Annotated in this window: 15 protein-coding genes; 9 read left to right on the top strand and 6 right to left on the bottom strand. The window is 43.9% G+C overall.

Going from position 1 to position 20,276, the window contains the following annotated elements:
- The first annotated feature begins 138 nt into the window (after window positions 1-138).
- Complete coding sequence (locus L0991_03025; protein XGB63048.1) at window positions 139-867, top strand: pseudouridine synthase; 729 nt, start codon at window positions 139-141, stop codon at window positions 865-867.
- 132 nt (window positions 868-999) lie between these two features.
- Here the strand turns inward: L0991_03025 and L0991_03020 are convergent, their stop codons facing one another.
- Window positions 1,000-2,007, bottom strand: coding sequence for a porin (locus L0991_03020; protein XGB63047.1), 1,008 nt, complete (start codon window positions 2,005-2,007; stop codon window positions 1,000-1,002).
- Between the two features lie 514 nt (window positions 2,008-2,521).
- On the opposite strand from L0991_03020, the gene dinG reads away from it, so the two are divergent.
- The 5 genes from dinG (at window position 2,522) to L0991_02995 (ending at window position 7,426) form a co-directional block, all read left to right on the top strand.
- Complete coding sequence (gene dinG, locus L0991_03015; protein ID XGB63046.1) at window positions 2,522-4,597, top strand: ATP-dependent DNA helicase DinG; 2,076 nt, start codon at window positions 2,522-2,524, stop codon at window positions 4,595-4,597.
- A 127-nt stretch (window positions 4,598-4,724) separates the two neighbouring features.
- Window positions 4,725-5,504 carry a TSUP family transporter gene (locus L0991_03010; GenBank protein XGB63045.1) on the top strand — a complete coding sequence of 260 codons (780 nt, stop codon included), beginning with the start codon at window positions 4,725-4,727 and terminating at the stop codon, window positions 5,502-5,504.
- Between the two features lie 22 nt (window positions 5,505-5,526).
- The gene (locus L0991_03005) at window positions 5,527-6,075 is read left to right on the top strand and encodes a primosomal replication protein (protein XGB63044.1); all 549 of its coding nucleotides are present in this window, start codon (window positions 5,527-5,529) and stop codon (window positions 6,073-6,075) included.
- Window positions 6,065-6,235 (top strand): pleiotropic regulatory protein RsmS, encoded by a 171-nt coding sequence (rsmS, locus tag L0991_03000; protein XGB63043.1) that lies wholly within the window; start codon window positions 6,065-6,067, stop codon window positions 6,233-6,235. The genes L0991_03005 and rsmS overlap by 11 nt, the downstream gene beginning before the upstream one ends.
- A gap of 57 nt (window positions 6,236-6,292) precedes the next feature.
- On the top strand, window positions 6,293-7,426 hold the full coding sequence (locus tag L0991_02995; GenBank protein XGB63042.1) for a cupin domain-containing protein: 1,134 nt from the start codon (window positions 6,293-6,295) through the stop codon (window positions 7,424-7,426).
- 104 nt (window positions 7,427-7,530) lie between these two features.
- On the opposite strand, the gene L0991_02990 is transcribed toward L0991_02995, so the two are convergent.
- A complete protein-coding gene (locus L0991_02990; GenBank protein XGB63041.1) occupies window positions 7,531-9,648 on the bottom strand; it encodes a methyl-accepting chemotaxis protein in 2,118 nt (705 codons plus the stop codon).
- Between the two features lie 494 nt (window positions 9,649-10,142).
- Between L0991_02990 and emrD the strand changes: the two genes are divergently transcribed.
- The 3 genes from emrD to xthA all read left to right on the top strand — a co-directional run bounded on the left by emrD (window position 10,143) and on the right by xthA (window position 14,740).
- Complete coding sequence (gene emrD, locus L0991_02985) at window positions 10,143-11,348, top strand: multidrug efflux MFS transporter EmrD (protein ID XGB63040.1); 1,206 nt, start codon at window positions 10,143-10,145, stop codon at window positions 11,346-11,348.
- A gap of 333 nt (window positions 11,349-11,681) precedes the next feature.
- Window positions 11,682-13,772 (top strand): S9 family peptidase, encoded by a 2,091-nt coding sequence (locus L0991_02980; protein XGB63843.1) that lies wholly within the window; start codon window positions 11,682-11,684, stop codon window positions 13,770-13,772.
- Between the two features lie 161 nt (window positions 13,773-13,933).
- Window positions 13,934-14,740, top strand: coding sequence for an exodeoxyribonuclease III (gene xthA, locus L0991_02975; protein ID XGB63039.1), 807 nt, complete (start codon window positions 13,934-13,936; stop codon window positions 14,738-14,740).
- 46 nt (window positions 14,741-14,786) lie between these two features.
- Here the strand turns inward: xthA and L0991_02970 are convergent, their stop codons facing one another.
- The 4 genes from L0991_02970 to L0991_02955 form a co-directional block, all read right to left on the bottom strand.
- Complete coding sequence (locus L0991_02970; GenBank protein ID XGB63842.1) at window positions 14,787-17,705, bottom strand: ImpA family metalloprotease; 2,919 nt, start codon at window positions 17,703-17,705, stop codon at window positions 14,787-14,789.
- A 219-nt stretch (window positions 17,706-17,924) separates the two neighbouring features.
- Window positions 17,925-18,602: an ABC transporter permease gene (locus L0991_02965; GenBank protein XGB63038.1), complete on the bottom strand. Its 678-nt coding sequence runs from the start codon at window positions 18,600-18,602 to the stop codon at window positions 17,925-17,927.
- Between the two features lie 2 nt (window positions 18,603-18,604).
- A complete protein-coding gene (locus L0991_02960) occupies window positions 18,605-19,345 on the bottom strand; it encodes an ABC transporter permease (GenBank protein ID XGB63037.1) in 741 nt (246 codons plus the stop codon).
- A 79-nt stretch (window positions 19,346-19,424) separates the two neighbouring features.
- Window positions 19,425-20,195, bottom strand: coding sequence for an ABC transporter substrate-binding protein (locus L0991_02955; protein XGB63036.1), 771 nt, complete (start codon window positions 20,193-20,195; stop codon window positions 19,425-19,427).
- Between the last annotated feature and the right edge of the window lie 81 nt (window positions 20,196-20,276).

Raw genomic sequence — 20,276 nt, 5'->3', positions numbered from 1 at the left:
TATAATTAAACAAATCAGGCTCAAGAGTCCATAAACTTGTTCTATTTTGTGTCTTTTAGGCGCGCAAATGATAGCTCAATTCCGTTTCAGTGAAAACTTTTCAGCACACTTCGTTTACATTTTTGCAAGGTAGTTAACATGTCTACTCGCTCACGCAGCGCATCTCGTTCAGACAAACCAGCTCGTTCTGGCGCCAAATTAAAACAAAACGGCAACAAACAGGGCCGGAACAGTGATAGAAGTAACACTGGTAATTCACACAAGAAATCGCACTCAAGTAAGCACAGATACAAACCTAAAACGACGAACACAAAACCTAAAATTGCACTCGAAGATCGCAAAGTCATTTTGTTCAACAAACCATTCGATACTTTAAGTCAGTTCACGGATGGTGAAGGTAGAAAGACACTCGCTGACTTCATTCCAGTAAAAGACGTTTATGCAGCCGGACGACTTGATCGCGACAGTGAAGGATTAATGGTTTTAACCAATGACGGTATCTTTCAAGCCAAGCTAACTCAACCAAACTCAAAATCACCAAAGACTTACTGGGTGCAGGTTGAAGGCGCACCTTCTGAGGAAGATTTAGATAAATTGAGAAAAGGTGTAGAACTAAAAGATGGTATGACGCTGCCTGCAAAAGTTGAGTTAATGGCAGAGCCAGAGGTATGGGACAGAAATCCACCTGTAAGATTCAGAGCTGCAATACCAACGACCTGGTTAGCGATTACTATCATCGAAGGACGTAACCGTCAGGTCAGACGAATGACGGCAAACATCGGTTTCCCTACTCTACGCCTTATTCGCTATTCAATGGGTGGCATGAACGTAGGTCAGCTTCAGCCAGGTGAGTGGAAAGAGATTTAATAGCTACTATCACAGACACTAAAAGAGCCGCGAGTTAGCGGCTCTTTTTGTATATGTAGCCTAAGCAACAGATACAAAAAAGCCAGTCATAAGACTGGCTTTTACAGCGTTACTTAACTAAAAATTAAACTATTAGAAGTAGTAGTAAGCAGCTGCGAATACGTGAGTTTCTTCATCAACGTTAGAGAAACCAGAGTCTAGCTCTTGTTTGATATCGATACCCATATCTACACGGTCGTTAAGAGTGTACATAGCAGCAACGTTCATGTAAGACTGATCGATGTCTTCACCGTTGATAGCTTTAGCTGAGTTTTCAGTAGTGTTTGTTGCGTAACCAGCAGCTAGAGTAAGTTGCTCAGTTAGTGCGTAACCTGCAGAAGCGTAGAAACCAGTTAGCTTAAGGTCTGATTTGTCAGCACCAACTTCGCCGTCATCAATCCAAGCGTTAAGACCTAGCTTAAGTTTGTCTAGAGTCACGTTACCAGAAACAGAAGTTACTGTGTAATCAGAATCTTCACGAGCTTCGTAACCAGCGTAGATATTGAACATTTCTTGTTCTACACCAACGTAACCGTTGTAACCCATTTCACCTGCGTCACGGTCATCGCTAGTATCAAACACAGAGATACCGTAAGCAATACCAGAAGTTGCGCCTTGGAACTTAGCTACGTTGAAGCCATCAGAAGCATCGCCAGCTGAAGCACCAAATTCATAAGTCATGTCACCAGCACCGTCAACTTTATCTAGTGCAGTATCGTTTTCCCAACCTAGAGAGATAACACCAAGGTCTGTTGTGAAACCTAACCATGCTTTATCTACGTCTGTTGAAGGACCAGATTGGATATCAACTTTTTGCTCGTCAGAGCTGTAGTTTAGTTCTAGATCTGTTTCGAAGTAACCAACCCAACGGTTGTTTTTGTAGCTGATTGCTAGAGTAAGAGCTGTTGCCCAATCATCGTAAAAAGCTTTAGTACCAGTATCGTAGTAACCACCAACACCCCAAGCACCAGAAACAGAGAACTGGTCTTTGTGCATTGGGTCAAATTCAAATGTTGGTTTAGAGTTTTGAGAGCTAGTTTCTACTGCGAACGCAGAAGTTGATACTGCTGCGATAGCTAGCGCTAATAGAGTCTTTTTCATAATAAATCCACTGCCTTTTCTAAGAATGGGAGATCCTTGCCCGGTTCCCTTTTATTTATTGTGACTGGTCATTACCACTCTTTGTTGGTTAATCACCGTCACTAAATTTCGAGGTCTAGATTGCAAAAGATTATCCTGCGTGTCAAATAAACTAAAAACAAACCTAAAAAAAACACAAAACATTCAAAATCAAACACTTACATTTTTTTTCATCATTTTACGAGCAACTTATCCTTAGTTTTATCAGCAAATATAATAATCCAAAAAATGTAACAAATAGCATTTAACTCCAACATCAAGCCCAAAAACCACCCGTAAATAGAATTTAACACCTACAAGCCAGTCTTTTTTAATATTTATATTTCGCAAGATAAATAAAATCGTTAAGTTCCTGATGGTTCAGTTTTTTTTTGTGAACGAGATCTACCTTTGATTCAAAAGCAAGCTATTTTGCGGTAAATGTACCGGCTAGTGATATGTGCTACTATCCTCGCTCCGTTACGTAGGTCACAGTATGCTAACTACTAAAATTCAAAATTCTATTCGCACCAGTTATCAAAACCTCCAAGAACAGTTGGATAACTTTGTACCTAGGCGTGCACAAAACTACCTTGTCGCAGAGATTGCGAAGACACTTTGTGGTCAATACCACAAAAGTAATCGTATGATCGTTGCTGAAGCGGGAACCGGAATCGGTAAATCACTGGCTTATTTAATGGCAGCGATCCCTGTTGCCGTTTTAAACAACCGAAAAATAGTTATTTCAACCGCAACGGTTGCTCTACAAGAACAGCTTGTAAACAAAGATCTCCCTCTATATAGAAGACTTACTGACAGGGAGTTCTCTTTTATATTGGCGAAAGGTCGACAACGTTATTGCTGTGCGGAAAAGTTGGCTGCCGCATGCGGGGTTGATGGCGGCCAGATGGCAATGTTTGAATCCAAGCCAAAACAGAAAGATATTGAACAACTGCAAACCATGTATCGCAGCCTTGCTCAAGGCAAATGGGATGGTGACCGAGATTCGTGGCCAAAGCCTATCGACAACATGATTTGGCAAATGATTGTCAGTGATAAGCATAGTTGTAACAACAGCATGCCAACGCACAGAGACTGCCCTTTCCAAAAAGCACGTTCAGAGCTAGATAAAGCAGACGTTATCATCGCGAATCACAGTTTAGTAATGGCTGATGCAGATCTAGGTGGCGGTGTGATACTGCCAGAGCCGGAAAATAGCATCTATATCTTCGATGAAGCACACCACTTACCACACGTAGCCCGAGATCACTCTTCTGCTGCGGCGAGTTTAAAAGGTGCCGCTTCATGGTTAGAGCGTTTAAACCAATCGATAACCAAACTTTCAGGCTTAGCGGACGAAAAGCGAGTGGGCCGATTCAGGAATGAATTGCAGGATTCAGTACAGCAGCTGATACCAACTCTGACGCAGCTCAGTAAGCAGTTCGATGCTACTCATTTTGAAGATGGGCTTTACCGCTTTGAACATGGCGACTTACCAGAATGGTTAGAGAACGAATCTAAAGACCTCAAACAACTTTCTCAGAAAGCGAGTCAGGCTGTCGCTAAAATTGCAGACCTGATTGCAGAACGAGTTAAAGATGGCGAGCTTTCAGCCAAGCTTGCAGAACCTGCGCTCGCGGAAATCGGCTTTTATATACAGAGAACCGAGAACTTAGCGCAAGTTTGGCGCTTGATGGCTGAACCAAAACGTGAAAAAGGTGCGCCTTTAGCGCGCTGGCTAGAGCTCAACAAAGAGAGTCAGGGCGATTTTGTTGTCAATGTTTCTCCGCTTGAAGTTGGCTGGCAACTTGACCAGCAAATATGGAGCCGCTGTGTTGGTGCAGTGCTTGTTTCTGCAACAATGAGAGCACTCAACTCCTTCAGTTTTTTCTGCCATCAAGCAGGTATCAGTCAAAAAGAAGAAGATGGTGTGCAGTTTCTTGCCCTGGCGTCACCGTTTGATTATCAGAATCAAGCGGAGTTAATCGTGCCGGCCATGAAATATGAACCACAAGCACCTCAATTTACCGAATATCTTATTGAAATTCTGCCTAAGGTAATAGAAGACAACAAAGCCAATCTCGTTCTATTCTCTTCTTACTGGCAAATGAATAAAGTTGCAGAAGCTTTGGCAACAGATTTCGTTAAAAAGTCATGGGCGTTGCAGGTGCAAGGTGATACTTCGCGTGCTGAAATTCTAAAAAAACATAAAAAGCTAATAGACCAAGGTAAAACTAGCGTTCTTTTTGGAACTGGCAGCTTTTCTGAAGGTCTGGATTTACCGGGTGAGCTGCTTGAAAACCTAGTAATTACCAAGATTCCTTTTGGTGTTCCAACCTCACCAGTAGAGCAAGCGCATTCGGAATATATTGAATCACGCGGCGGTAATCCCTTTATGCAAATTACTGTTCCAGAAGCGAGTAAAAAGCTTATTCAATCTGTGGGTCGACTGCTGCGTAAAGAGAGAGATTCTGGTAAAGTCACGATCCTTGATCGACGCATAGTCACGAAGCGATATGGCAAGTCCCTACTCGATTCGCTACCGCCTTTTAAAAGAACAATAAAATACTAACTTTTCTGCCTTAGGGCAGTTGTGGGTCAGTCATCGCTTGGCCCCTGCATTCACAACTAAACACGAATAGTCCATCAACTATTCGTGTGGCTGTTTTGACGGCCAATAACGAGAACAACAGCTATTTATGGAAATGATTGAACCAACCATGTTGGTTATACTTGCGCTGGTTGCATTTGCAGCGGGCTTTATTGATGCTGTCGCCGGTGGTGGGGGCATGTTAACAGTCCCTGCATTGTTATCCCTTGGCCTACCACCGCACATCGCGCTTGGTACAAATAAGCTTGCAGCCACGTTCGCTTCTTCAACAGCGGCCTTTACTTATTATCGTAAAAGGCTATTTAAGCCAGAATGTTGGATAAATGCATTTATAGCGACCTTGATCGGTGCAACCATTGGTACACTAACAGTCGATGCCATCAGCACTCAATGGCTAGAAAAAGTCCTGCCACTTATCATCCTTGCAGCAGCGATCTACACCATTTTTCATAAGACACCGAATGCCAATCATAACGTGTCACCGAAACCTTGTCCCGTGCTTAAGAAGAAACAAAAGTATCAAGGCTTCGTTCTTGGCTTTTATGATGGCGTTGCAGGCCCGGGAACCGGCGCTTTTTGGACGGTGAGCTCGATGGCTCTATACAGACTAAATATCTTGCTTGCTTCTGGCCTATCGAAAGCAATGAACTTCACCAGTAACTTTACGTCTTTGGTGACCTTCGCGATTCTTGGCCATATTGATTGGGTGTTGGGTTTAACCATGGGTGTTTGCCTAATGGCAGGTGCATTCGTTGGAGCGCATTCCGCAATTCGATTTGGTGCTACGTTTATACGACCAGTCTTTGTTACGGTTGTCAGTATACTTGCGATAAAACTGGCTTACGAAGCTTGGTTTGTAAGCCTATAGCCATTGGATTACAGGAAGTAAAATGAGTCAATTTTCACAAATCAAAAGTGTCATTGATACCTTACTCGGTCACTGTTCGCAGGTAGATAAATCTCGAGGGTCCTATCATCAAGCGCTTTTCGACAAAACATTGTTTAAATGTGGTGCCTCGACTTTACTGCCCTACGCACTTGAAACCCAAGCGACCTACCACACCATTATTCGCGAACAGAGCACCAATCAACTTTCGACATCACGCGCGAATTACTTAACCGACAAATTAACTAACCAGATAGCGGCTTTGCAACGCGAACTCGCCAATCACGATTTACGCTTAGACGGAAAAAGTAAATCAGGGAAAACCTTGAACGATTTGTATAATGACTTGGCTCAGCACCAAGATTGGCAAAGACGTTTGGTTGATTTAGTTAAACGACGCAAGTTAGCGCTAGACTCCGCACCGCGTCATAGTAAAGCACAAGCAGAAAACGCTTGGATGTTAGCGAAAGAGCGTTTGGAGCGCTGTGAAGACTCGATGAAGAACATCGAAAGACTGATTAATATAGAGAACCCAAAGCGAAATGAGCACTAATAACACATCATCACCATTGGACAACGCACCTGAAGAAGTTAAGTTAGCCGTCGACTTGATCTACCTACTCGAAAGTAATGAGATCGACCCAAAGGTTGCGTTAGAAGCAATCAAGATTGTCCAGCAAGATTTACAAGCCAAGCTAGCAACTAGCAACTAGCAACTAGCAACTAGCAACTAGCAACTAGCAACTAGCATCAAAACATACAGGATTCACATGTACCAACTTAGCTTTTCTATGCCCGAGTTTCTTGAAAATTACTGGCATAAGAAACCAACCATCTTAAAAGGTGGCTTCCAAAACTTCGTCGACCCAATTTCGCCGGAAGAACTTGCTGGTTTATCGATGGAAGAAGAAGTGGATTCTCGCTTTGTTTCTAACCTCAACAACCAATGGACAGCAGAGCACGGCCCATTCGCCGAAGAAAAATTTGGCGAATTAGCAGAAACTCACTGGCAATTGATCGTTCAAGCAGCAAACCATTGGCATCAAGGTGCCAATGAGCTAACGAAAGCGTTCCAACAATTACCAAACTGGTTGTTCGATGATCTAATGATTTGCTATTCAGCACCTGAAGGTGGCGTTGGCCCGCATATTGACCAATACGACGTATTCATCATTCAAGGCCAAGGCAAGCGTCAATGGAAAGTAGGCGCAAAAGATGTTGGACAATATAAAGAGACCGTCCAAGCCTCTGCTCTACGCCAAATCGAAGGTTTTGAACCAATCATTGATGAAACTCTAGAACCAGGCGATATCCTTTATATCCCGCCAGGCTTTCCACACGAAGGCAATACGCTAGAACCATCAATGAGCTACTCCATTGGCTACCGCTCTCCGAAAGAGCAAGAGCTGATCAGTAACTTTGCCGACTTTGTACTTGCTCATGATATGGGTGATGTTCACTTGCATGATCCTGAGTTCAAAATGCAGAATGGCTACGGCAAGATTCGTTCGTCAGATTTGAGTAACCTAACTAATATGCTCAAATCAGCCCTTGAACAACCAGAGACGGTTAGCGACTTCATGGGTTGCTTACTGAGCCAATCACGCCACCAGCTTGATATCGTTGCGCCTGAGCCACTATGGACTCAAGAAGAGATCGTTCAACATTTAGAGTCTGAAGGTAAGATTCACCGAGTATCCGGCTTGAAAGCGCTCTACCACGAAAATGACAGCAACACGGCTTACATCAATGGCGAAGTGGTTAAGGTTGATGAAGCAGACTCTTCATTACGCAATACACTGTGCGATGAGACCGTGATTACCTCGGCTAATGCCCTATCGCCTTCGGGCGTAACTGTCGTGACTGAATTGGTAAACAAAGGCTACTGGTTCATCGAAGAGTAAGCAGCGTCAGACGCTAGTTATTTACCTACTTCTAAAGAAACGATCAAAAAAGGGACAAATGAAATCTTCACTTGTCCCTTTTCTATCCGAGAGTTGGTTAAGGTTTAGACCTTGAACTGATTAACCAATTTCTGTTGCTGCTGAGACAGCTGATCAATTTCATTACCCACCTGTTCAGAAGCTGCCGCTTGTTCCAAGATCTTCGCACTCAAGTCTCGAATATTAACCACACTCTGATTCACTTCACCGGAAACCGATTGTTGCTCTTCTGCTGCTCTTACGATCTGATTGTTCATATCACTGATCGCTTCAATTGAGGTAAAGATCGAGCCGAGATCCTCCACTGCATTTTGAACGTGCAGCGCTGTATCGTTGGCAAGAATATTACCTTCTTGGATCGCTTCTACCACATCTTGTGTACCAGCATGAACCTTATCGATCACCGCTCTGATCTCACCAACGGATGATTGTGTACGGCTTGCTAGGTTTCTCACCTCGTCTGCAACAACCGCAAAACCACGCCCCTGCTCACCAGCACGAGCCGCCTCAATCGCTGCATTCAATGCTAACAAGTTAGTCTGTTCAGAGATCCCCTCGATAACACTTAAGATCTCGGTGATATTACCGTTGTTCTTCGCTAGCTCTTCAACAATAGGCACGGCGCTCGACATGCGCTCCACCAGCTTTCTCATTTCACCAGCGGAAAGCTCGATAACTTGCTGCCCTTGCTGAGCTGAACGATTTGCCTCACAAGCTGCGTCTACCGCAACTTCTGCGTTTTGTACCACTAAGCCCGCAGTTTGAGTCATCTCTTCTGCCGCTGTTGCTACCAGATCCACTTCTTTAAATTGAGACTCGCTGCTTTCACGAGTACTTGATGCTGATGCCTTCGCTTGACTGGTCGTGTTTGCCACTTGTTCTGTGGTTTGAATAACTTCTTTGATCGTATGTTGCAGCTTATCTAGGAACAGATTAAAGCCTTTCGACAACTGACCGATTTCATCTTGAGACTTCACTTCTAAGCGCTGGGTCAAATCACCTTCACCTGAAGCGATGTCATTCAACCTTTCCACTACCTGACGAATCGGCTTCACGATAGACAACGAAGCAAATGCGATAATAGCTAGACCAAAGATAATAAATACCGTACCGGCGATCACTTCTGTTTTGATACCTTCACTTAGCTTAGTGCTAATAATGGAATCCAGTTTATTTGCATCAGCGACGACACTGTCTCTTGGGATCTCAAACAACACACCCCAAGTTTGGTTAGCAGCAACAACAGGTGCAAACGCAAGTAACCACTCACCATTCTCGCTCCACTGCGTTGTTACTTCACCGCCGAAGATAAAATCGGTCATTAGGTCACTGTTGGTATTATCACTTTGGAAATTAGAACCAACTGCAATGCTTGAATCGTCAGAAGCGATAACTGAGCCGTCTAGGCTAACCACATATGCTTTACCTGCACCGTTAAACAAACTCTGGTCAGATTGAGTAATCACACTGGTTAAGCCATCAAGTCTTAAGTCGATACCCAGAAAACCAATCGCAACATCGTCGACTAAAATTGGAACTGAAATAGAGGACGTCAATAATTCTGTACCGCCGCTGTTCACCACTCGTGGGGTGCTGATACAGGTTTGCCCTGAAGATAACGGACAGTAAAAGCGCTCGCTATTGCTGTTGTCATTCAATGTTGATTCCGAAAGCACGTTCGAGAGAACATTCTCACCATTATCCGCGACCTTCCAGTAAGGAGCGAAACGTCCTTTCTCGTTAGAACCTACATAATCGGCATCGACATAGTTCGCATCTTCACTATCAAGTAAGTCAGGCTTGAATACTAGATAAGCACCTTGAATTGAATCGAAGTTTAAAACTGAACGGCGCACCATTTCGTCTAATGCAGTACGAAGCTCTTCACTCGGCGTAAAGTTTTCATCTGCATTGTTCTTTAGAAACTGAGCACTGGCCGCAAGCATCTCAGCGCGATAAATAGCTTCGTCAACATAACGTTGAGTTTCTTGGGCATTAAGCTGAGAAACAGACGCCAACAATTGCTGAGTTTTATTGATCACTGATTCTGAGCTTTGAGATTTGATGACTTGTTGATTGCTCGTCGCGTTATAGATCGAGAAACCAATAAGAGACAGTGACGTAATGATTAAACAACAACCCGCTAATAGAGTTATTTTCCACTGTACCGATAGAGAACGCATTTAATATCCTTATTTAAGCCAAAAGACTTCCATAACCATAACTATCACATCGACAACGAATGGCTGCACACAATGTAAATAAGTTAGACGAATAGCTTAGCGAATAATTACAGCACAAATCGCTTACATATAAAACGAAAGTTTACATAAATGTTAACAAGCCGTGTCTTTGGCCTTTTGCCCCTGTGATTTCAAAACAATCTACTCATGTGCTAAGGACGACTCGTCGTTGTTCTAAGAACTTTACAGTGGTCATAGCATTGATTTGTAAAACAAGCCCTCTCTGCCTCTCTTTATTACGCAGCAATTTGGATTAGTTTTTCTAATAAATGATATAGATTTTTATCTTGATCAAGTTCACACTTTTTGATTGCTAATTCGGCAATCAAACTCTAATATCTCGCGCCTAGATTCCCTAATCACTTTATTCAATTGGCACTCCCTAATGGAGCGCTAAGGTTTTTTACGTTTTTAATTTTTGGAGAGATACGCAAATGTCCGCCTCGTTTCCATTAGCGAAACTTACCTTTTTAATCGCTATTCTGACAGCCGTAGGTCAAATGACTCAAACGATGTACGTGCCTTCTATCGGTCATATGGCAGGTGAGTTCTTGGTTTCTGCGTCTTCACTTCAAGCAGTGATGGCGTGTTACCTGATCCCTTATGGTTTGTCGCAATTTGTTTACGGCCCGCTTTCAGATCGGCTTGGTCGTAAACCAATCATCGTCGCAGGCTTAGTCATCTACATCGTAGGTACCTTGATAGCCTTATTCGCTCATGAATACGAATGGTTCTTGGCGGGTAGCTTTATTCAAGGACTGGGAATTGGTTGTGGCGGTGCGATGTCTCGCACATTGACCCGTGACTGTTTTGAGGGCGCTGAATTACATCGTGCAAACAGCTTAATCAGCATGTGTGTGATTTTCTCCCCATTAATGGCACCGGTACTGGGTGGCTACCTAACTGAAGCTTTCGGTTGGCGTTCTAGCTACTTGTTTCTAGCGCTGTTTGGTATCGCTGTAGTGATCACCATGATGACAAGCATGATGGAAACATTGCCAAAAGAGCGACGCAAGAATGAATCAGTAGTCAACAGCTACAAATTCGTTCTGTCTGACAAACGCTTCCAAGGTTTCTTATTGGTACTAGTGGCAACATTTGCGGGTGTGGCAGTGTTCGAGGCAGCAGCTGGCGTATTGCTTGGTGGTGTACTTGGCTTACCAGCAACCACAGTAAGTTTACTGTTTGTATTGCCGATTCCTGGTTACCTTGTGGGTGCTGGCCTATCGAGTTACATTGCGCAACGCCGTTCTGAACGCCGCGCGCTGAATGTTGGTTTGGTTTCGATCTTAGTTGGCTCAGCTGTCGTGCTTATCCCAGGTCTGTTTGGTCAAACAACCGCATTAACTTTGATTGGCGGTGCAACCATTTACTTCTTAGGCGCTGGTATCTTATTTCCAGCCGCGACAACGGGCGCACTTTCGCCATTTCCATACCACGCTGGTACAGGTGGTGCGATCTTAGGTGGTATGCAGAACCTAGGTGCCGGTATTGCAACACTGTTGGCATCGTTCTTCCCAGCTCAAGACCAACTGCCATTGGGTTGCTTGATGATTACCATGTCACTTATCGCCATGCTTGGTTTACGTTGGGTTAATCGTAAGCCTGACCACTCAAACGAAATGCCATTGGCTATCTAAAGTAGAACGCAAATCTAGCCTCACAAACAGAGGGACATGCTGAAAGGCGTGTCCCTTTTTTATTGCCCATTTACCCTCGCCTGATGTCTTCCATCAATTTAATCAAACATTACTTTGATTTTTTAAAAACAATAACAGACACTTACGCTGAAAGTGCATATCCAGAGTCCAATTATAAATAATATCACTGGAAGGAAACTAACCACTAAATAGGATGCTGGCAATAAAACGAGTAAGGTGCACACTAAGGATATACAGATGCGTTTCGCTTTAACCACATTAGCCGTATCGGTGGCGCTTGTCGCCGGATGCAGCAATCAAGGAATAACAACCATGAATCATTACTCTCCATCGCAACTCATCGCCCAACAAACCCAAGCTCCCGTTGCTAAGAAAGTCCCTCATTCAATGACGACTCATGGTGACACACGAATTGATGATTACTATTGGATGCGTGATGACGAACGCCAAGATCCAGAAATCTTGCAGCACCTCGAGCAAGAGAACAAGTATGCCGAGACTGTGCTGAAACACACAGAAGCATCTCAAGAACAGTTATTTGAAGAGATCAAAGGCCGAATCGCGAAAGACGACAATTCGGTACCGGTTCGTAAAGGTAGCTATTACTACTCAAATAAAGTCACAGGTGACAACGAATACCCAGTTCATTTGCGCGAAAAACACTTTTTAGGAATAGACAAACAAGTCATCTTAGACGTTAACGAACTCGCCAAAGAACATGAATTCTTCAGCATTGGTGGTCTATCTATCAGCCCAAATGAAAATATGTTGGCCTATGGCGAAGACACGTTGAGCCGCCGTATTTACACCATTAAGATTAAAGACCTCACGACAGGTGAATATCTAAACGATGAAATTGAAGGTGCTTCAAGCGCTATCGCATGGCAAAACGACAACCAAGCCTTCTACTACATCAAAAAAGATCCACAAACTTTGCTCGGCTATCAAGTTTACCGCCACGTATTGGGTACACCTCAAACAAGCGATGAGCTGATCTACGAAGAAGCTGACAGCGCTTACTACACCAGCATCAGCAAAAGTAAAGATGGCGAGCAGATATACATTTGGCACTCGAGTACTGAAACCAGTGGTGTTTCAATTATTGATGCCAACAATCCAAATGCAAAAGCCGAAGCTTTCTACCCAAGAGAAACGGGTATTGAGTACAGCATCGCCAAGCTAGAGGATTGGTATTACATCTACACCAACTACCAAGCGGTCAACTTCCGTTTAATGAAAGCCACGTCCGAAGACATTCATGACCGTTCAAAATGGGTCGATGTCATTCCAGCTGACGATAACACTCAACTTGTCGATTTTGAGCTGTTTAATGATCATCTGGTTTACGAGCAGCGTTCAAATGGATTGTCTACAGTGAAGGTTCGTCAACTCTCTACAGGTAAAGAATTTCCACTTGAGTTCAACGACACCGCTTTTGCTGCCTACCTAACAAGTAACTATGAGTTAGATAACTCAAAAGTTCGAATCTATTACAGCAGCCTAACGACTCCTGGCACTTACTATGATTTTGACCTTAATACAGGTGAGGCCGAAATCATGAAGCAAACGCCGGTATTAGGTGATTTCGATGCGGAAAATTACCAATCAGAGCGAATCATGATTACGGCTCGCGATGGTAAGCAAGTACCTGTCTCTTTGGTTTATCGCAAAGATCTATTCAAGAAAGACGGTACTAACCCTATTTACCAATACGGCTATGGTTCTTATGGCTCAACCATAGAACCAACCTTCAGCTCAGTTCGCCTCAGCCTACTTGATCGCGGCTTCGTTTACGCTATTGCACATATTCGTGGTTCAGAAATGCTAGGACGTCCTTGGTATGAAGATGGCAAAAAACTGACTAAACAAAACACGTTCAATGATTTCATCGATGTCACCAAAGGCCTAGTTGAAGAAGGTTATGGCGCGAAAGATAAAGTGTTCGCAGTCGGCGGTTCAGCTGGCGGCCTGTTGATGGGAGCAATCATCAATCAAGCGCCTGAGCTATATCGAGGCATCGGCGCTCATGTTCCATTTGTTGATGTAGTAACGACCATGCTTGATGAGTCGATTCCTCTAACGACCAACGAATACGACGAATGGGGTAACCCAAATAATAAGACCTACTACGATTACATGTTGAGTTACTCGCCATACGACAACGTGAAAGCTCAGAACTACCCGAACATGTTGGTGACAACAGGTCTGCATGATTCGCAAGTACAGTACTTTGAGCCTATGAAATGGGTAGCGAAGTTGCGTGAGATGAAAACAGACAACAATGTACTTGTGTTCAAAACCGACATGGAAGCAGGTCACGGCGGTGCATCGGGGAGATTTAAGCGACTAAAAGAAGACGCGCTGGAGTACGCGTTCTTTTTAGATTTACTCAAGACTCAATAGATTCAACGTAAGTCGTCACGTCATTTTATGTCGCCATTTTGTCTCTGCAAATGGCGACATACATTATTAAGCATGGTTAAATACAATTAACTATCAAACCCACCAAATCAACAAACCTTTGCTGCACTATAGGCAAAGGTTTACGAGAGGTATAAAAATAAATGAAAGTAATTAGCTTCAACATCAATGGCCTAAGAGCTCGCCTTCACCAACTGCAAGCGGTTATCGACAAACACCAACCTGACGTGATTGGCTTACAAGAGATCAAAGTACACGACGAGGCCTTCCCAATTGCTGATGTTGAAGCAATGGGCTATAAGGTCTACTTCCACGGCCAAAAAGCACATTACGGTGTCGCAATGCTGTGTAAGCAGGAGCCTATCTCTGTGCAGAAGGGTTTCCCAACAGACAATGAAGACCATCAAAAACGTATGATCATGGCGACGTTTGAAGATGAAAATGGCGAAAAGGTTACTGTGCTAAATGGCTACTTCCCTCAAGGGGACAACATCAAACATGAAACCAAATACCCATACAAGCGTGAGTTCTACAAAGACTTGATGACCTACCTGAACGACCATCACAACAAAGATGAGCAGATCATCGTGATGGGTGACATCAATATCAGCCCTATCGACGCAGATATCGGTATCGGTGAACCAAACGCTAAACGTTGGTTGAAAACGGGTAAGTGCTCGTTCCAACCAGAAGAGCGTGAATGGCTGAAAACATTGATGGATTGGGGTTTTGTGGACAGCTTCCGTCTACTACACCCTGAAGTTAACGATCAATTCTCGTGGTTTGATTACCGTTCAAAAGGTTTTGTAGACAACCGCGGCCTTCGTATTGACGTGGTACTAGCAACTCAAAAACTTGCAGATAAGTGTACTGAAGCAGGCATCGACTACGAACTACGTGGTATCGAAAAGCCATCAGACCACGCGCCGATTTGGTCAACGTTTAAGTAATGAATTGCTAAATGAAAGGGGAACCATTGCGGTTCCCCTTTTTACATTAGTTAAGTGGCCAAGCCGTCACTCCATCAACACTAATTGGCCTCTTAGCAAACTCATCAACACAATACCCTTGGTTTGAACTTGCAAAATAGGTTAACGGCGTTATTGCTAAACTCATAGTCGCTACTTGTTGCTTCGCTTTATCCGAGAAGTTGAAGCCCCACATGTTTAAGTAGTTTCTCATATCACGTTCATTCACGTAGCTCAGTGCGATCAACAACCAATCATCATTGGAAATCTGGTTTGCTTCATCGCGAGAGTAGCTATCAAAGCCGATGTTTTGTTTATTAGCATTCCATAGTTCATCACTCGATTTAAGGCGGTTAAACTCACGTTCAATCAAGTGAAGTCGTCCTAACATATGCCAGCCGTAATCCAATACGCCCTGCTCTTGTGCCAACATCATCATTTGAATGAAGATTCTTGCTCCCCAACTCCAACTGGTTTGATTCTGCTGTGCCATATAAGCATTGGGGTCAGGCTGTTTTCGGCTCTCTTGTAGCAGTTCATATTGCCCCTTGAAGTCAAGTCCCTGGCAAGAAGACACTCTCTTAGTATCCAAATAGTAGCGAGATTTACTGTAATAGGAATAGTAGTTCGTTGTTGAATGTCCATCCCAACCGCTAAATCTAAATCGTCCTCGCTCCAAACCATGCCCCAACTCATGAAGGTCACCATGCCCTAGCGGATGAAAAGACCAATAGGCATCATAAGGGTTTCCTGAGCAACCATAGCCGCAGTTCGCTTGGTCTGCGTTCATATGTTTTACGATATCAATGGTCTCAATCTGCCAGCCCTTGTCTTCACCGTATTGGTGTATTTCAGCAATTTCATCAATCCCAGGGCCTTTAAAACCAGCGAGTGCATGAGGGAAATTGTGAACATAACGCTCCGTTGCAAGTGCCATGTCATGTGGCTGAGCCCAGTCATCTGAACCGATAGATTCCTTCATTTTTTCCAGCTTTGAGTGAACTTCAAACCCTGGGGTAATCAGCTCAGCCCAATCAAAGTTTCCTTCTTCAAGCTGTGCAACAAAGCTTTCGTTGTCCGCTTCACTTCTCCAGACAGGGTGCTGTGCGACATTTTCAAAGCGCAGTTCCACGTCAATATCATTGATATCAAAGTGAACCTGTAGCGTTCCACCATAAGCTGAAGTGAGAGAAATCGTCTCTCCCGGTTTCACTGGATAGGTTACCGAGGTTAAAAACTTTGGCCGAGCGTAACCGTCATTCCCCGAAAACTCGTGTGTCGCGCCGCTACGCAATGTATTAAATGCAATAGACGTTGCCACATCGTTATTGTCTAAGCGAGTCACCTTAATAGTCTTACCCGGCAAGGCATACAAACCAGCGGATCGGAAATGTCTTTTAGACTCTAAGGTAACGGTTTTCGTGACGAGCGGTACGTTCTCAAAACTCTTGGTACTGAAGTTACCTAGGCTTGGTTGCGCCGCGTTATACAGTCGACTGTTGTATGACACGTAATCACTGTAGTAAGAACGAAGAAAATCAATCCTCTCTGTCACGCCCTTACCCATTGGGTACTGAACATCTTGACGGTATTGGTCAGCAAGTAGCAATAACAGCTTTTCATACTCATAATCATCCGTTGCAAACAGATCGACCTTCTTGCTATCCAGCGACGTTAGGTGCGCGCGAATGCTGTTTGCGGCGGTATAGAACTCTTCATCCATATTGGATTCATTGGGGCAAGATTTGTCATCACAGGTGCTTAAATCAACGGTGAAACTGTCGTCTTTCAGCCTTTGTAAAAGCGCTTGCTGTTGAACAATATTATCCGGTATTTGATTAATCAGCTGTGTTGAATCCCAATTAGACAGACCAAGCTTACGCCAATAGTTGTCACCGACATAAGTCATGTGCATTTCAGCAAACAAGGCATTACCTAAGTCCGTCATACCGCCATCGAGATGCAAGTAAAGCACCGGAATGCTTTTCTCAAACGCCAAACGTAGCCCTTGTACAACATCACCAATACTATCCCCGGCATTCAATTTTTGAGACAAGATCAACAAATCAGGACTATTGTCTTCAAGGCACTGACTTAATTGACTGCCATCACAAGCATCGTCTGTGTTGGCAATCACTGAGGCATTCATGTTGTCAGTTAACCAGTTCCTTGTCGCTTGATCATCCGGAAAGTAATAAGACTGATCGAGCTGAGCTAAAACCACATTTTTTGGCGCATCAGTTCCTGAAACCCAGGTAACCAGATTCTTCAGCCAAGTGTTCATCTCTTCATTAACAGAATCAGGAAAACGTTGCTTCGTTCTAAATGGGTTACTCGCAAGTGCTGCATAACGCCCTTTAGTCGCAGTATAACCCGCAACACCAACCACCAGCTCTTGATCGGAGTAGCCATCATGCATCGCTTTATTCGTTTTCAAGATGACATCGTTAAAACCATAAGTAGGTAAGATGATAGCCGTATCATGGGTTGGGTCCCAGTGGAGATTACGCAGTGGCTCTCCTTCTGGGCTTTGAGATAAGGCTTGTTTAATATGACTGTAGTCTTCGTTGTATTGAGCAACCAATGCTTGGCTTGCCTCAACAAACTCCGAGGGATTAACGACATAAGAAGCATTACCTGTCGACAACGCTTTTTGAACAGCAGTTTGTGGAATTGGCGTTATATCCGGCTCACTACTTCCATCGCCGTCATTACCTCCTCCACCAGAACCACCAGAACCACCAGAACCACCAGAACCACCAGAACCACCAGAACCACCAGAACCACCAGAACCACCAGAACCACCAGAACCACCAGAACCACCAGAACCACCAGAACCACCAGAACCAGTTTGAACACTTTCACTGCCGCTACCACCGCCACACCCTAAAAGTGATAACGCGATAACAAAAACAACAAAGTGAGACAGCAAGCTACTCTTTTTCATCATTATTCCATACAACAACAAAATTTCGCCGAGTCTATCTATAGTTAAATCTAAAGCAATTATTCTAATGAATGTGTGAACGCAATTTGAAGCAAGTTAACTGTTTTGAACAATCGATAACTTTCATAGGTGAGCCTCTCATAAAGCCACCTCCGATTTTTCTGTCGATACAAAAAACGGCGCTCAATGAGCGCCGTTTTTTAACTATTTAGAATGCAATTAGCTAAGTGGTCTTAGGTAAGCTAAGAAACGTTTCTCTGCGAATTTGAAAATCGCAATGATGATAAACGTTAGCGCCATGTAGAACAGACCTGCAGTTAGGAACGACTCAAATGGAGCATAGTAACGTGAGTTAACCAAACGCGCTGCACCTGTTAAATCCATGATGGTTACGATACCTGCTACCGCAGATCCGTGAAGCATGAAGATAACTTCGTTACTGTAAGCCGGCAGTGCACGACGTAAAGCACTTGGTAAAATGATACGACGGTAAGTCTTCGGCGTGCTCATGCCGTATGCTTTTGCCGCTTCCACCTCACCTTTCGGTAAGCCGTTGATTGCACCACGGATAATTTCAGCCGTGTAAGCAGAAGTATTTAGGATGAATGCCACCAAGGCACAGAACCAAGCGTTTTCCCACAAGGTGTCTTTCACTGGGAAGAACTGATCCATGCCGTAGTAAATCAGGTAAAGCTGTACCAGTAACGGTGTGCCACGGAAGAAATAGATAAACGACCACGCAGGTGCGTTAATCAGCATATTGTGGCTGTTACGAGCGATAGCTAATGGTATGGCAACAAACAAGCCAATAATCAAAGCGACACAAACCATCCAAGCCGTTGTCCATAGACCACCAAGGTAAATCGGTAGGCTTTCAATTATCAATGAAAAGTCCATAACTACCTCGCGTGGATGCTAAATTTGCGTTCAACAAGTTTAAGTAAACCAGTCGATACACTAGTGAAGAACAAGAAGATAAGTGCCACTGCCATGTAGAAGGTAAATGGCATTTTGGTTGAACCGGCTGCTAATGCGCTAACGCGCACCATATCTTCTAGACCGATAATGGAAACCAAGGCCGTGGTTTTAAGTAAAACCAACCAGTTGTTACCAAAACCAGGTAAAGCGTGACGAATCATTTGTGGCAGTAGAATACGACGGAAAGCTAACACAGGGCTCATACCATAAGCCTTTGCTGCTTCCATTTCACCGCTGTCGACAGCCATGATCGCACCACGGAACGTTTCTGCCATGTAGGCGCCAAAGATGAAGCCTATGGTTAAGACACCAGCAACAAATGGGCTGACATCAATATAATCTGGTAAGTAAGAAGTCCACTCATGGTTAGGATCGCTGGATGTGAACCATTCATTGAGCCACTCATTGATGGAATACAAACTGTTGTTTAAAAGGATCTGTCCACCAAAGAAAATCAGCATCATCAATACGAGATCGGGAATGCCTCGGATGACGGTTGTGTAAAGAGTTGCAATAGCACGAGCCCAGCGATATGGCGCAAGCTTTGCCAAGGCTCCTAACATACCGAGCACCATAGCTAAAATGAGCGACAGCAAAGCAACTTCGATTGTAAGCAGCGCCCCTTTCAGGATCGATACTTCATATCCTTGTAAATCAAACATAATGAATTCCAACAGAACTGCGAAAAAGTTGGTAAGACAGGGAGAGGATTGCCTCTCCCTTAAGAAGTGACGCTAGAGATTACTGACCGTATACGTCGTAGTTGAAGTATTTAGCCGCGATATCTTGGTAGATGCCTTTTTCACGTAGAGAAAGGATCGCCGCATCTAGCTTCTTCGTTAGGTCTTTGTCTTGCTTACGTAGAGCAATACCAAAACCTTCACCGAACCACTTAGGATCTGTTAGTGATGGACCAACAAACTCGTACGCTTCACCGCCCGCTTTGTTCAGTACACCTTCTTCTAGAGCAGAAGCATCACCTAGTACAGCGGCAACACGGCCGTTTGCTAGATCAAGGTAAGCTTCATCGAAAGAACCGTAACGAACGATTTCAACCGTGTCGCCGTAGTTGTCTGTTAGATATTTATCGTGAGTTGTTGCACGTTGAACAGCAATTTTTTGACCGCTTAGGTCATCGAAGTTAAGGCCAGCGCCTTTCTTAGCGATGAACTTGTTTGGGATAAGTGCATATTTACCAGTGAAGTCGATTTTCTTCTTACGCTCTTCAGTGATAGACATTGCCGCGATGATCGCATCATATTTACGAGCAAGTAGAGAAGGAATAATACCATCCCAATCTTGTGCAACGATCTTACATTGCACCTGCATTTCAGTACAAAGCGCGTTAGCCATGTCCACGTCAAAGCCTTTCAGTGAACCATCTGCTTCTGTCCAGCTAAATGGAGGGTAAGCACCTTCAATACCAAAGCGTACTGTTTTCCATTCTTTCGCTTGAGCTACGCCTGTTGCCGCAGTTGCAGCAAGTGCCGCGACTAATAACCACTTTTTCATATCCCTACTCCTGTGATTTAGGTTTTTATGTTTTGCTAGTTTTAATATTGTTTTGCTTATTGAGCTGTGTTGTTGTGTTTC

Origin of the sequence: Vibrio chagasii, from assembly GCA_041879415.1 — a bacterium.
Taxonomy (GTDB): Bacteria; Pseudomonadota; Gammaproteobacteria; order Enterobacterales; family Vibrionaceae; genus Vibrio.
This window is presented reverse-complemented; position numbering and strand designations above follow the sequence as displayed.

Bases quoted from the DNA above. Each gene is read 5' to 3' on its own strand.
- L0991_02995 (XGB63042.1), top strand. From the start codon at position 6,293: ATGTACCAACTTAGCTTTTCTATGCCCGAGTTTCTTGAAAATTACTGG.
- L0991_02960 (XGB63037.1), bottom strand. From the start codon at position 19,345: ATGTTTGATTTACAAGGATATGAAGTATCGATCCTGAAAGGGGCGCTG.
- emrD (XGB63040.1), top strand. From the start codon at position 10,143: ATGTCCGCCTCGTTTCCATTAGCGAAACTTACCTTTTTAATCGCTATT.
- rsmS (XGB63043.1), top strand. From the start codon at position 6,065: ATGAGCACTAATAACACATCATCACCATTGGACAACGCACCTGAAGAA.
- L0991_03025 (XGB63048.1), top strand. From the start codon at position 139: ATGTCTACTCGCTCACGCAGCGCATCTCGTTCAGACAAACCAGCTCGT.
- L0991_02970 (XGB63842.1), bottom strand. From the start codon at position 17,705: ATGAAAAAGAGTAGCTTGCTGTCTCACTTTGTTGTTTTTGTTATCGCG.
- L0991_02990 (XGB63041.1), bottom strand. From the start codon at position 9,648: ATGCGTTCTCTATCGGTACAGTGGAAAATAACTCTATTAGCGGGTTGT.
- dinG (XGB63046.1), top strand. From the start codon at position 2,522: ATGCTAACTACTAAAATTCAAAATTCTATTCGCACCAGTTATCAAAAC.
- L0991_03010 (XGB63045.1), top strand. From the start codon at position 4,725: ATGGAAATGATTGAACCAACCATGTTGGTTATACTTGCGCTGGTTGCA.
- L0991_03020 (XGB63047.1), bottom strand. From the start codon at position 2,007: ATGAAAAAGACTCTATTAGCGCTAGCTATCGCAGCAGTATCAACTTCT.
- L0991_03005 (XGB63044.1), top strand. From the start codon at position 5,527: ATGAGTCAATTTTCACAAATCAAAAGTGTCATTGATACCTTACTCGGT.
- L0991_02980 (XGB63843.1), top strand. From the start codon at position 11,682: ATGAATCATTACTCTCCATCGCAACTCATCGCCCAACAAACCCAAGCT.
- xthA (XGB63039.1), top strand. From the start codon at position 13,934: ATGAAAGTAATTAGCTTCAACATCAATGGCCTAAGAGCTCGCCTTCAC.
- L0991_02955 (XGB63036.1), bottom strand. From the start codon at position 20,195: ATGAAAAAGTGGTTATTAGTCGCGGCACTTGCTGCAACTGCGGCAACA.
- L0991_02965 (XGB63038.1), bottom strand. From the start codon at position 18,602: ATGGACTTTTCATTGATAATTGAAAGCCTACCGATTTACCTTGGTGGT.